The 12,610-nt window shown below is 62.7% G+C and carries 13 protein-coding genes; all 13 read left to right on the forward strand.

The window, feature by feature from the left end; translation table 11 throughout:
- On the forward strand, window positions 1–609 hold a 609-nt coding region (locus tag ACXWUF_RS09885; protein WP_458494506.1), incomplete at its 5' end, for an AAA family ATPase.
- A 9-nt stretch (window positions 610–618) separates the two neighbouring features.
- On the forward strand, window positions 619–1,134 hold the full coding sequence (locus tag ACXWUF_RS09890; protein ID WP_458494507.1) for a hypothetical protein: 516 nt from the start codon (window positions 619–621) through the stop codon (window positions 1,132–1,134).
- A gap of 15 nt (window positions 1,135–1,149) precedes the next feature.
- Window positions 1,150–2,367, forward strand: coding sequence for a type II secretion system F family protein (locus ACXWUF_RS09895; RefSeq protein WP_458494508.1), 1,218 nt, complete (start codon window positions 1,150–1,152; stop codon window positions 2,365–2,367).
- A gap of 274 nt (window positions 2,368–2,641) precedes the next feature.
- The gene (gene gspG / locus ACXWUF_RS09900) at window positions 2,642–3,076 is read left to right on the forward strand and encodes a type II secretion system major pseudopilin GspG (protein WP_458494509.1); all 435 of its coding nucleotides are present in this window, start codon (window positions 2,642–2,644) and stop codon (window positions 3,074–3,076) included.
- A gap of 26 nt (window positions 3,077–3,102) precedes the next feature.
- Window positions 3,103–3,558 carry a GspH/FimT family protein gene (locus ACXWUF_RS09905; protein WP_458494510.1) on the forward strand — a complete coding sequence of 152 codons (456 nt, stop codon included), beginning with the start codon at window positions 3,103–3,105 and terminating at the stop codon, window positions 3,556–3,558.
- Between the two features lie 43 nt (window positions 3,559–3,601).
- Complete coding sequence (locus tag ACXWUF_RS09910) at window positions 3,602–4,030, forward strand: prepilin-type N-terminal cleavage/methylation domain-containing protein (protein ID WP_458494511.1); 429 nt, start codon at window positions 3,602–3,604, stop codon at window positions 4,028–4,030.
- Window positions 4,027–4,689 (forward strand): prepilin-type N-terminal cleavage/methylation domain-containing protein, encoded by a 663-nt coding sequence (locus ACXWUF_RS09915; protein ID WP_458494512.1) that lies wholly within the window; start codon window positions 4,027–4,029, stop codon window positions 4,687–4,689. Before ACXWUF_RS09910 ends, ACXWUF_RS09915 begins: the two co-directional genes overlap by 4 nt.
- 178 nt (window positions 4,690–4,867) lie before the next feature.
- The gene (locus ACXWUF_RS09920) at window positions 4,868–5,764 is read left to right on the forward strand and encodes a general secretion pathway protein GspK (protein ID WP_458494517.1); all 897 of its coding nucleotides are present in this window, start codon (window positions 4,868–4,870) and stop codon (window positions 5,762–5,764) included.
- A gap of 46 nt (window positions 5,765–5,810) precedes the next feature.
- Window positions 5,811–6,959: a PilN domain-containing protein gene (locus ACXWUF_RS09925; RefSeq protein ID WP_458494513.1), complete on the forward strand. Its 1,149-nt coding sequence runs from the start codon at window positions 5,811–5,813 to the stop codon at window positions 6,957–6,959.
- A 10-nt stretch (window positions 6,960–6,969) separates the two neighbouring features.
- On the forward strand, window positions 6,970–7,518 hold the full coding sequence (gene gspM / locus ACXWUF_RS09930) for a type II secretion system protein GspM (RefSeq protein ID WP_458494518.1): 549 nt from the start codon (window positions 6,970–6,972) through the stop codon (window positions 7,516–7,518).
- A 1-nt stretch (window position 7,519) separates the two neighbouring features.
- Window positions 7,520–8,224, forward strand: a complete 705-nt coding sequence (locus tag ACXWUF_RS09935; protein ID WP_458494514.1) for a type II secretion system protein N — start codon at window positions 7,520–7,522, stop codon at window positions 8,222–8,224.
- A gap of 285 nt (window positions 8,225–8,509) precedes the next feature.
- The gene (gspD, locus tag ACXWUF_RS09940) at window positions 8,510–10,930 is read left to right on the forward strand and encodes a type II secretion system secretin GspD (RefSeq protein ID WP_458494515.1); all 2,421 of its coding nucleotides are present in this window, start codon (window positions 8,510–8,512) and stop codon (window positions 10,928–10,930) included.
- A 365-nt stretch (window positions 10,931–11,295) separates the two neighbouring features.
- Window positions 11,296–12,576 carry a phosphoribosylamine--glycine ligase gene (purD, locus tag ACXWUF_RS09945; protein ID WP_458494516.1) on the forward strand — a complete coding sequence of 427 codons (1,281 nt, stop codon included), beginning with the start codon at window positions 11,296–11,298 and terminating at the stop codon, window positions 12,574–12,576.
- Window positions 12,577–12,610: the final 34 nt, after the last annotated feature.

Here is a 12,610-nt window from a genome sequence, read left to right on the forward strand (position 1 = left end):
CTTTTAGATGAATATAAAATCAAGCTTGATGCCACCTATAAAGACATGGCTGTCAACTTCGACTTTCCCGAATTAATTAATCCTCCCAAGTTGGAAGTAATTCAAGACCTGGAGGTTGCTCTTGGGGGATATTTAGCACTAGAGGGAAGAAAACTGGTGTTCGTTGAGAAAGACGGCTATAAAATGGAAACGCCACTTTTAGCTGAGGGAATACGCAAACTCGCAATGCTGCCGTACTTCATCCGCCACGGACTCATTAAAATGAAAGGAGAAACCCTATTCTGGGATGAACCAGAAACCAACCTCAACCCCCGCCTAATTTCCAAGCTTGCCGAAGCCCTCGTCATTCTGGCCCGCAAAGGCGTTCAGATTATCCTGGCAACCCACAGCCTATTTCTCCTAAAAGAAATCGACCTGCAACTACAGCTAGCCGGAGAAACCAGCAAAGTTCCATCCAGATTTTTTGCCCTTTCGTTCGGGGATGATGGCGTGCAAGTTAGCTCGGGGAATAATCTAGTCGATATTGATCCTATTACCGCACTAGATGTGGAAATCGACCAGTCAGACCGCTACAACGAATGGTATTACCGGGCTTCCCGAGCGAAGTAAGAATAACTTATGCCGACGATTATCGAGGGAAAGCTGCTTTTTACCTTTCCAGACGACTGGCTGGTGGAAAAATATGATGAAACTGCTTTTTACCGGGATCATTTTCAGAAATTAGCCAGCAGTAAATGCGTCGATGTGGTGGCTTTTTCGCCGAGAGCGGAAAGCTTGTGGTTGATTGAGGCTAAGGATTACCGAATTAATGGCCGGGAAAAATCCATGGATTTATGCGCTGAGGTGGCCCATAAAGTTAGGGATACCCTCGCGAATCTTTATCTCGCCCAGCGACATCCAGAACTTAGCATCCACGAATTTGCCACAATGGCCGGGCAAAAACCGAAAATCCGGGTAGCCCTGCACATTGAGCAACCGAAAGTTCCCTCTAAAGTTAGACCGCCCGTCATAGACCGAAATAAAGGTCTACTGAAATTCCAGCAAATGCTGCGCGTGGTTGATCCTCATCCCTGGCTCTGCGAGATTGGCGCAATGCCGCTGGACTGCCCGTGGCAAGTGACCACTCTCGAATAACCCCCTTTTCCCGCCATGCCCCTCTACATCTACAAAGCCGTAAACCGCGAAGGCGAAACCATCGAGGAAGAGCGCGAAGCCCCCGACGAGGGCGCCCTGCTGCTGGCCCTGCAAGGTGACGGCCTGCTGCCGATCCGCATCACCCCGGCCAAATCGCGGCCCCTCGCCTGGCTGAAACCCGGCAAGCGCGGTGCCCGCGTCTCGTACAAGCAGGTGTTGCTGTTCACCCGCGAACTGCTGACCCTGTTGCAAGCGGGGCTGCCACTGGATCGGGCCTTGTCCGTGCTGCTGGACCTTACCGCCCGCGAGCCGGAATTCAACGCCATGATCGGCAAGATTCTCGACAAGGTGAAAGGCGGCGCTCAATTGTCGGACGCGCTGGAAGCCCAGGGCGGCGTGTTCTCGCGGTTCTACCTCAACCTCATCCGGGCGGGCGAAGCGGGCGGGGCGCTGGAAGTGGTGCTGGACCGGCTCTGCCAATTCCTGGAAAGCTCCAAGGAACTGCGCGACACCGTCACCACCGCCATGATCTACCCGGCCATCCTCGTCACCATGGCGATAGGCACCCTGCTGTTGTTGCTGACCTTCGTGGTGCCGCAGTTCACGGAAATGTTCGAAAGCGCCGGAAAAGAATTGCCCGTGCCGACCCAGATCGTGGTCGGTGCCGCCTCCGCCATCCGCTCCTATTGGTGGGCGGCGATCCCGGTGGTGATTGGCGTCACCAGTTGGGTGCGCTACCAGCGGGCCGACCCGGTGCGTCGCTTGACCTGGGACGGCTGGATGCTGAAATTGCCGCTGTTTGGCGAGTTGATCCTCAAGGTGCAGGTGGCGAGTTTCAGCCGCACCCTGGCGACCCTGCTCAGCAACGGCGTGTCGCTGTTGGCGGCGCTGTCCATCGTCAAGGAAACCCTCAGCAACCGGCTGGTGGCGGAGAAAATCGGCCTTGCGGTGGACAGCCTCAAGCGCGGCGGCGGCTTGACGGCACCCTTGATGGAAGCGGAATTATTCCCTTCCCTCGCCATGCAGATGATTAAGCTCGGCGAGGAATCCGGGCATTTGGCGGAGATGCTGGACCGGGTGGCGGTGGTCTACGACAAGGAGGTGAAGATCACCATCCAACGCCTCTTGGCCCTGTTGGAGCCGGTATTGATCGTGGGCATGGGCCTGATGATCAGCGGCATCATCGTCTCCATCATGCTGGCGATCCTGAGCGTCAACGATCTGGCTTTTTAAGGTTTCAGCCTCTCCGCCGGAAACGCCTCTTCTCGCGTGCCGCTCGAAGGGGCTTATTCCGGCCCACGTCTAACCAGGAAATGAAAACGCTCTAAGCGCCACAAAGCACGAATGGCAATTCCTTGCCCCACAATAGGACTCGCACATCGGCGGCGGGGATGGGAAAATCCCGCCGCACATCAATCCTTGGGCGCTTCCGCCGCCCGAATTCCACATAATCCCTCCGCAATCTCGCGGTAAGCTTCAACCCACTTTTTCAGCCATGGTTTCCAATATGCAGAAACATCGACGCACCCGGCGCGTTCAGCGCGGCTTCACCCTGTTCGAGCTGTTGGTGGTACTCGCCATCATCGGCCTCCTGGCCGGGCTGGTTGGACCGGCGGTCATGAGGCAGTTCGGCGAGGCCAAGCCGAAGGCCGCCCGCGCCCAAATCGAGGAATTGTCGAGCGCCCTGGATATGTACAAGCTGGACGTGGGCCGCTATCCGGCGGGCGATGAAGGCATCGCGGCCCTCGTCGAACAACCCGCCAGCGCCAAATATTGGAACGGTCCCTACCTCCGCAAAAAGAAGGTGCCGCTGGACCCCTGGAACAACCCCTACCACTACGTGTCGCCCGGCCAGCACGGCAAATTCGACCTGTTCAGCCTGGGCGCGGACGGCGCGGAAGGCGGCGCGGGCGAGGACGCGGACATCGCCAGTTGGGAATAAGCCCCGCCAGCGGTTGGGATCGGCGGATGCCCGTGGCACGCGGCTTCACCCTGCTGGAACTGCTGCTGGCACTCGGTTTGGTCGCCTTGCTCATGGCGCTAGCCGTACCCAACTTCGGCCCGGCCATCGCCCGCGCCCAGCTCACCTCGGCCACCCGCGACGTGGCCTCGGCGCTCCGCCATGTGCGGGGACAGGCGCTCATGCGGGGAAGAGACGCGGAATTCGAACTGGACATCAAGCGCCACCGCTACAAGGTGACGGGCCGGAACAAAGCCTACAGCCTGCCCGGTGGCATCGGGTTGAGCCTCTACACCGCCGAATCGGAAACCGTGGACGAGGGCACCGGGCGTATCCGCTTCTTCCCGGACGGCTCGGCCACGGGCGGGCGGGTCACGCTGGCGGGCGGCGGGCGGAAGCAAGTGGTGGACGTGAACTGGCTGACCGGCGAGGTGAAGATTGGCGAGGGCGCGGATGAGGATTAGCCGGGAGGAAATCCCCCCCGCCCCCCCTTTTACAAAGGGAGTAATGGGCGCTGGCCACCAAGCGGGCTTCTCCCTGCTGGAAATCCTGGTGGCCTTCGCCCTGTTGTCCCTGTCGCTGGGCGTCTTGCTGCGCATCTTCGGCGGCGCGGGACGGATCGCGGGCACGGCGGACGAATATTCGCGGGCCATCATCGTCGCCGAGTCCCTGCTGGCCTCGGCGGGCATCGAAGCGCCTTTGCAGCCGGGGGAAACCAACGGCAGCGTGGATGACACCTACCGCTGGACCCTCAGCGTCAATCCCTATCCCGTGGATGAAGCCTTGGCTGGCACCCAGCAATTGGGCTTCAAGCCTTACTGGGTGGAATTGAGCGTGGAATGGGGGGACATCGACGATCCCCGCGCCTTCGATCTGAAAACCTTGCGACTCCTGTCCGACACCCCCGGCATGGGCGGCGGGGCGGTGCGGCGATGAACAGCGGGCGGCGGTTCCGGGCCGCGAACGGCGGCTTCACCCTGATCGAAGTGCTGATTGGCGCGACGCTCCTGGCCGTCATGATGACGCTGCTGATGGGCAGCCTCCGCATCGGCGCCCAAAGCTGGGAGATGGGCGAGGAGCGCATGGCGAAGGCCAGCCGGATGTTCATCGTCGAGAACTTCCTGCGCTCCCACATCGAGAGCCTGCTGCCGGTCGCCGCCACGTTGAAGAATGGCGTGATGGAACCGGCCTTCCAAGGCAGGCAGGACACCCTCAGCTATGTGGCCCCGCTGCCGGAGCAGGTGAAGCTGGGCGGTTTGTACCGCTTCGATCTGTATATCTCCAAGGGCGAGAAGAAGGATTTGCGCATGGCGATCCTGCCCTACAACACCCTGCCGGATAAGGTCGACACGACCGAACCCCTGGACGACCTCGCCCTGCTGGAAAACATCGAGGAACTCAAGCTGGCCTACCTGCCTCGCCCGAATCCGGGCGGCGGCCTGAATCCATTGCAAGGCCAGAACCAGGACATCAAATGGTCCGACGAATGGCGGGAGAACCAGATGCCGGTCCTGATCCGCATCGACATCAAGCCAGCGGGCGAGGACGCCTGGCCGACGCTGTTGATTGCCCCGAAAACCTTGATGCTGCGTTAAGGCCATGGCCGGAACTAATTTCTCTCAGAACTCACGCAAAATTGCCGTTGACATGCCGTACGCCCTGAGCGGCGTCGAAGGGTCAGCCCGAACGGGAAGTTGCGTAAGTCCTGCCCCTGTTTCTTATGGCTCTCGCCGGGAAAAATCGCGGCCAAATTCCCAACGCGGCTTGGCCTTGGTGCTGGTGCTTTGGGTGTTGACCCTGATGACCATCATGGCGGGCAGCTACGCCCTGTCCACCCAGCGGGAAGCGGGCCTGTTGAGCCACGCCCACGAGCGGGCCAAGGGCGTGGCGCTGGCGGATGGCGGCGTCCATTACGCCATGATGATGCTGAGCCTCCCCGACCCGAAGCTCCGCTGGAAGGCCGACGGCACGCCCTACGCCTGGGAGGTGGAAGGGGCGCGGGTGCGGATACGCCTCTTCGACGAGTGCGGCAAAATCGACCTCAACGCCGCCACCGAGCCGACCTTGAAGACGGTTATTAACTTCGTCGTACACAACGAGGATCAGGCGGTACAATTGGCCCAGGCGATCATGGACTGGCGCGACGCCGATGATTTGAAGCTCATGCACGGCGCGGAAGCCTCGGACTACAAGGCGGCGGGCCTGAAGCAAGCGCCCCAGAACCGCAACTTCCTGGTGATGGAAGAACTGCGCGGGGTCTTGGGGATGACCCCGGAACTGTACCGCGCCCTGGAACCCTGGCTCACCCTCTACACCGGACAGGATGGGCTGAATCCCAATAAAGCCCCGCGTGAATTGCTCACGACCCTGCTGGGCGGCGACCAGTCAGTGCTGGAAAATTTTCTGCTGCAACGCCAATTGGGCAGCCAGTCGGGGGCGCCGCCCGTCCCGTTGCCGCCGGTGCCTGGGATAAAATTCCACGCCATGGGCGACTTGGCCTACACGGTGGAGTCCAGGGCGGAAATCCCCGGCCAGAGCGGCGGCGGCGTCAGGACAATCATCAAGCGGGGGCGCGGCGCGGACGGCTCCCCCTTCACGTATCTCACCTGGAAACCGAAAATCTCCACCGCCAGCAAGCCCGGCCATAACGATTCTTTGGAGCACCGTTAGGGATAACATCCTTTCGAAGGATGTTGTCCCTTCGCATAGATAACCCATGCTGAAACTCGATCAACCCGTCAATCTCGATGTCGCCAAGTTCTTCCGCTGGTGGGGCGGCGAACTGGCGTTCCTGGTGCCCGCCAAGCTGCTCAAGCTGCTGGGCGGGGCACCGGACTACCTGCTGCTGGGCAAGGACGAGCAAGGGCTTACCGCCACTCATCGCGGCCCGGACGGCGAGCGCCCCTTGGGCCGTTTCGCCCTGGACGAGTCCGGCGCTCAGGCGCGGGAGCAATTGCTGGCGGACAACCCGGAACTGGCCGAGGCCAAGGTGGTGCTGCGGTTGACCGCCGGGCAGGCGCTGGGTAAGACCCTCAAGCTGCCCCTGGCCGCCGAGGAAAACCTCGCCCAGGTGGTGGCCTTCGAAATGGACCGCCTGACGCCCTTCAAGGCCGATCAGGTGTATTTCGGGGCGCGGGTCGTGGCCCGCTCCACCGCCACCCGGCAGCTCAGCGTCGAAATGATCCTGACGCCCCGCGCCAAGTTGGACGCCCTGCTGGACGAACTGGCGACCTGGGGCTGGCGACCGGACAGCGTGGACATGGCCGGATCCGCCACGCCCGGCCTGCTCAACCTGTTGCCGGAAAAGTACCGGCCCGCCAAGAGCCGCTGGCCGCGCCTCACCAACATCGCGCTCAGCGTCGTCATCCTGTCCCTGCTGGCCGCGCTGGCCGTCCTGCCCATCCTGTCGGCCCGCTCGGAGGCGGAGGCGCTGGAAGAGCAGGTCCGCAAAACCGGCAAAATCGCCAAGGAAGTGGAAGCCTTGCGGCAACAGGCCGACAACCTGCTGCACCAGACCCGCTTCCTCCAGGACAAGAAGCTCACCGAGCCGGTGCTGGTGGACATGCTGGAGGAATTGAGTCGGCTCATCCCCGACAACACCTGGCTCAACGGCCTGCAATACAAGGACCGCCGGGTGGTGATGCAGGGGCAGTCGCCGTCGGCTTCCAAGCTGATCGAACTGCTGGAAGCGTCCGGCTATTTCAAAAACACCAGCTTCGTGTCGCCCGTGACCAAGGACACCGGCAGCGGACTGGAACGGTTCCAACTCGCCAGCGATGTGATCAACGGGAGGTTTTCTGAAAAATCCGCCACTGAAAGACCTGCTGCTCAAAAACCCGCTGCTGACTCAACCGGTTCGGATTAATAAATCCCGGCTGGCGGCGCTGGGCCTGCTGTTCGCGGTGTTGGCCGCGCTGTATCTGGCGGTCGCCGCGCCCTTGCTCGGCCTTTCCCGCGAGTACGCCGACAGCATTGAGGATTTGCAATTCCGCTTGCAGCGCCTGCAACGCATCGCCGCCGAGAAGAGTGGCCTGGAGGAGCGGCTGGCGAAAATCGCCGCCGAGGCGCAACAAGACGAGCGCTTTATGCAGAAGAACACCGCCGCCCTGGCCTCCGCCGATTTGCAAACCCAGATCAAGGACGTGGTGGGCCAGGCGGGCGGCGAGCTGACCAGCACCCAGGTGATTCCTGAGCGCACCGAGGAGAAGTTCACCCGCATCGCCGTCAAGGTGCGGATGAACGGCAGCACGCCGCAACTGCGCCAAGTGCTGCATAATTTCGAGTCCGCCCAGCCCTATCAATTCATCGAGAATCTCAACATCAGGCCGATCCGTATGCCGCGCAACCCCGCCGCGAAGAATCCGCAAATCCCCGACCGGCTCAGCGTCGATTTCGACGTGGTCGGCTACATGCGGGCGGAATGACATGGCGAAGCTATCCCGCGATTACTTGCTGCCCTCGATTCTGGGCTGCGTGGCGGCGGCGCTGGGCCTCGCCCTGGCCATTGAATGGGCGGTGCTGGCACGGCACCGCAGCCATGATTTAGCGCCGTCCCCGGCCAAGGCCGCCGTGGCGCCCGAAGCCGAGGCGACCGACGCGGGGAAGGAGTTCGATCTGCCCGAGGAGAACGAGTACGAGCAGATGGCCGAGCGCCCGCTGTTCATGGAGAACCGCAAGCCGGGCGTGGACGCCGCCGCCGAACCGCCGCCAGCGGTGCCGGTGGGACCGATGACGCTCAAGCTGATGGGCATCGTCTGGACACCTGAGGGCAAGTTGGCCTTGGTGGCCGACGCCAAGGGCAAGTACAAGCGCCTCAAGCCGCAGGACTCCCTGGACGGCTGGACCTTGGTGGAACTGGGCACGGATAAGGTGACGATGCTGCAAGGCGAAAGGCGCGAGGAACTGACCCTGCTCAAGAAGCGCCCCAAAGCGCCAACGGGAGGACCGCCACCCGTGCCGGGACAGCCCATGGCGGGGCAGCCACAACGGCCAGGGCCGGGACAACGGCCCATGCCGCCCGTGCCCATGCAGCCCGACGCGATGATGCCGGACGAGGAAAACCCAGACATGCCCGAAGACGATATGAACGGCGAAATCACGGACGAGGAAGCCGCCGACGAGGGTCAATGACGGAGCGGCTAGTTTTGTAGGGTGGGTTAGGCGCACGCCACGAAGAGGCCGATATGACCACCAGCGCCACCGTGCGCCGTAACCCACCATGCCGACCAGGATGGTGGGTTACGGGCGCACGTAACGCCCCGGAAAATCTACCGGGTTCGTGCGAAGTGCGCCTAACCCACCCTACGAATTGATTTCTAGTTTGCAGTACCGATTAAAGCCGGGACTGCCAGCGTTTAAGCACCAGGGAAGGGCTTTTTCGACACATTCACGACATCGATCCAACGAAAAAACCCCATGCACAAAACGATAACCCGCTTCGTGGCCCTCCCCCTGGTGGCCGCGCTGGGCTTCTCCGGTTGCGAATATCTTGGCCCCGACGCCGCGAAGAAAACCCAGTTGCCGGCCAACCTAGCGATTGAACGCACCAAAGGCCCGGAATCCCAGATTTTGCAAACCGAACCGCTGGCCGCCGAACCGCCCCGGCCCGCCGAGCGCTATCCCGCCACCGGCGGCCTGATCGGCGCAGGCTCGGTGGCCGACCGCCCCGCCCGCAAGGATGGCAAGTACACCCTGAATTTCGACGACGCCGACCTGAGCGAAGTGGCGAAGACCATCCTCGATGAAACCCTGCACATCAATTACGTGCTAAGCCCCAAGGTGACGGGCAAGGTGACGCTCCAGACCACCCGCCCCTTGGCTGAGGATGAGCTTATCCCGACCCTGGAAGGCTTGCTGCGCATGAACGGCGGCGTACTCATCAAGGACCACAACATGTACCGCATCGAACCCGACGCCAGCGCCCTGCTGGACGCGCCGGGCGCCAAGCTGGGCCTGTCCGGGCAGGGGATGCCGCCGGGCTACCAATTGCGGGTGGCCCCCCTGAACTTCGTCGGTGCCAAGGAGATGCAGAAAGTCTTGGAACCCCTGATGCCGCCGAAGTCCGTGGTCAAGGTGGACGAGCAGCGCAACATGCTGATGCTGGCGGGCACGGCGGAGGAGTTGGAAGCCGCCTTGGACACCATCCGGCTGTTCGACGTGGACTACATGCGCGGCATGTCGGTGGCGATCTTCCCGCTCAAGAACGTGGAACCCGCCACCATCGCCGAGGAATTGGACAAGGTGCTGGGCGACACCAACAAGGGTCCGCTGGCGGGCTTGATCCGGCTGCTGCCCATCGAACGGCTGAACGCCATCCTGGCCGTGTCGGCCCAGCCGCGCTATCTGGACGAGGTGGAAACCTGGATCGAGCGCCTCGACCGCTACACCACCAACCGGGCGGGCGGCATCCATGTCTACCGGGTGCAGAACGTGGACGCCATGGAGCTGGCCAACACCCTCAGCAACATCTTCGGCGGCGGTTCCGGCCAACGCGGCAACCGGCCTTCGCTGAGTCCCGGCGCGTCGGGTTCCCAGATCGGGGGCGGCGGTGGTTTCGGCGGCAGCAGCAGCAGTGGCGGCGGCGGCTTGACCAGCGCTTCCGGCGACATGGATTCCAGTTCCAGCAATTCCTATGGCTCCTCGGGCAGCAGCGGCTCCAGCTTTGGTTCCAGCGGAAGCTCCTCGGGGCTGGGTTCCAGCGGTAGTGGGTCCATGGGCGGTTCCGGCGGTGGCCTCGGGGGAAGCTCCTCGTCCGGGCGCGGCGGGCTGGGCGGCGGTGGCCGGGGTGGATTCGGCGGGGGCGGTGGCGGGTTTGGCGGCGGCATTGGCCGGGGCACCTCCGGCAGTCGGTCGCGGGGCAGTCAGGCGGCGGACTTGGGCAATGCCCGGGTGGTCGCCGACCCGTCCAACAACGCGCTCATCATCACGGCCCGCGCCCAGGACTACAAAGAAATCGAGGCCGTCATCAAGGAGTTGGACGTGCTGCCCTTGCAGGTGTTGATTGATGCCACCATCGCCGAGGTCCAGCTCACGGACGACTTGAGATACGGGATCAAGTGGTATTTCCAGCAAGGCTCGCAGGCGGAGTCCCTGTTCGGCAGTTCGATTGATCTGGCAAAGACAGCGGGCACCCTCGCCCAAGGCACCAGCTTCAGCTACGCCCTGGTCGCCAAGGATTTGCGCGTCTTGTTGACCGCCCAAGCCGACAAGAACAAGGTCAATGTTTTGTCTTCGCCCTCGCTGATGGTGCTGAACAATCAGGAGGCCACCATCAAGGTGGGCGACCAAGTGCCCATTCTCACCGGCCAATATGGCAACTTCAGCGGCAGCACCGCAGGCACGGGCGGCATCATCAACAATAATCCGGTGTACTCGTCCTTCAACTCGGTGCAGTACCGCGACACTGGCGTTATGTTGACCATACGGCCTCGCGTCAATGCGGGTGGATTGGTCATCATGGACCTTGAACAGGCGGTGGACGATGTGAAATCTCTCAAGACCGGGGACATCGCCTCGCCCACCATCACCCAGCGCCAGATCAAGAGTTCGGTGGCTGTCAACAATGGCGACACTTTGGTATTGGGTGGCCTCATCAAGGAAAACACCCAGAACAACCGCAGCGGCGTCCCCTTGCTATTCGACCTGCCCCTGATCGGCGACTTGTTCGGCTCGACGGAAAAGCTGCTCAGCCGCACCGAACTGGTGGTCCTGCTGACTCCCCGAGTGGTCGAGAACCGCGCCAAGTCCCGCGACATCACCAACGAGTTCCGCCGCAAGCTGACAGGGCTGTACGAAGCGGCCCCCCTCAAGACGGGAGTGCCGCCCACAGCCCGCTAGGGTTGGCTTTGGATTGTGGTCCCGCCTTGAGGCGGTTATCTGCCAGAGGGCGGGACTACGGACGCTTTAAGGGATTAGGACTTACGCAACTTTTGGCTCGTAGCCCCGCCCCTTCGACTGCGCTCAGGACAGGCTTCAGGCGGCAAATAACCGCCTGAAGGCGGGACTACGAACACTTTAAGGCATTGAATAACAAGGGCTGCGTAAGTCCTAATTATCCATCGCCAACCGCGTCGCGGGTGTTCCCAAATCGGGCCGACGCCACGGAATGGCTTAGCCGCTGATCCGCCCGCCGCGCTACATCCGCCGCCGCGAACGCAGTATCATCCCCGCCTTTGTCCCACAGCCCACAACTCCCTCAAGCCATGAAAATCCTCATCGTCGGCGGCGGTGGCCGCGAACACGCCCTGGCCTGGAAATCCGCCCAATCGCCCCAAGCCGAAACCGTCTACGTCGCCCCCGGCAACGCGGGCACGGCCCTGGAACCCAGCTTGGAAAACGTCCCCATCGCCGCCGAGGACGTGCCCGCCCTGCTCGCCTTCGCGCAAGCCCAGGGCATCGACCTCACCATCGTCGGCCCGGAAGCCCCGCTGGTGCTGGGGATCGTGGACCAGTTCCGCGCCGCCGGACTCAACTGCTTCGGCCCCACCCAGGCGGCGGCGCAGTTGGAAGGCTCCAAGGCGTTCTGCAAGGACTTCCTGGCCCGCCACAAGATTCCCACCGCCGAATACCGCACCTTCACCGAGGCCACCCCGGCTTTTCGGTACATCCGCGAAAAGGGCGCCCCCATCGTGGTGAAGGCGGACGGACTCGCCGCCGGCAAGGGCGTGGTGGTGGCCCAGACGGCGGACGAGGCGGTGCTGGCGGTGCAGGACATGCTGGACGGCGGCGCCTTCGGCTCGGCGGGACGGCGGGTGGTCATCGAGGAATTCTTGTCGGGCGAGGAAGCCAGCTTCATCGTCATGGCCGACGGCGTTCATGCCCTGCCCATGGCGACCTCCCAGGATCACAAGGCGCGGGACAACGGCGACCTCGGTCCCAACACCGGCGGCATGGGCGCGTATTCCCCCGCCCCGGTGGTGACGCCAGACGTCCACGACCGGGTGATGAACGAAGTGATCCTGCCCACCCTGCGTGGCATGGCGGCGGACGGCATTCCGTACACCGGCTTCCTGTACGCCGGGTTGATGATCAGCCCGGATGGCGCGGTGAAGGTGCTGGAATTCAACTGCCGGTTCGGCGACCCGGAAACCCAGCCCATCATGCTGCGCCTGAACAGCGACCTCCCGGCGCTGTGCCGCGCCGCGCTGGATGAAAGGCTGGATCAAGTCCAAGCCGAATGGGACGAGCGGCCCGCCTTGGGCGTGGTGCTGGCGGCGGGCGGTTATCCGTTTGATTACGCCAAGGGCGATGTCATCGAGGGCTTGCCGGAAGCGGAAGTGCGGGACACCAAGGTTTTCCATGCCGGGACCCAGCAAGTGGATGGGAAAGTCGTGACGGCGGGCGGGCGGGTGCTGTGCGCTTGCGCTTTGGGCGAGACCGTCGCGGCGGCGCAGGCCAAGGCGTATGAGCAGGTGGAGCGAATCCGCTGGAACAATGTCTATTACCGCACCGACATCGGCCACCGGGCCATTGGGCGAGCATAAGCTGGTGGGAGTGGGCTTCAGCCCACGACCAGGC

It is taken from the genome of Methylomagnum sp. (assembly GCF_054333355.1).

Coding starts and splice junctions, on each gene's coding strand:
- ACXWUF_RS09890 (WP_458494507.1), top strand. CDS start 619: ATGCCGACGATTATCGAGGGAAAGCTGCTTTTTACCTTTCCAGACGAC.
- ACXWUF_RS09895 (WP_458494508.1), top strand. CDS start 1,150: ATGCCCCTCTACATCTACAAAGCCGTAAACCGCGAAGGCGAAACCATC.
- gspG (WP_458494509.1), top strand. CDS start 2,642: ATGCAGAAACATCGACGCACCCGGCGCGTTCAGCGCGGCTTCACCCTG.
- ACXWUF_RS09905 (WP_458494510.1), top strand. CDS start 3,103: ATGCCCGTGGCACGCGGCTTCACCCTGCTGGAACTGCTGCTGGCACTC.
- ACXWUF_RS09910 (WP_458494511.1), top strand. CDS start 3,602: ATGGGCGCTGGCCACCAAGCGGGCTTCTCCCTGCTGGAAATCCTGGTG.
- ACXWUF_RS09915 (WP_458494512.1), top strand. CDS start 4,027: ATGAACAGCGGGCGGCGGTTCCGGGCCGCGAACGGCGGCTTCACCCTG.
- ACXWUF_RS09925 (WP_458494513.1), top strand. CDS start 5,811: ATGCTGAAACTCGATCAACCCGTCAATCTCGATGTCGCCAAGTTCTTC.
- ACXWUF_RS09935 (WP_458494514.1), top strand. CDS start 7,520: ATGGCGAAGCTATCCCGCGATTACTTGCTGCCCTCGATTCTGGGCTGC.
- gspD (WP_458494515.1), top strand. CDS start 8,510: ATGCACAAAACGATAACCCGCTTCGTGGCCCTCCCCCTGGTGGCCGCG.
- purD (WP_458494516.1), top strand. CDS start 11,296: ATGAAAATCCTCATCGTCGGCGGCGGTGGCCGCGAACACGCCCTGGCC.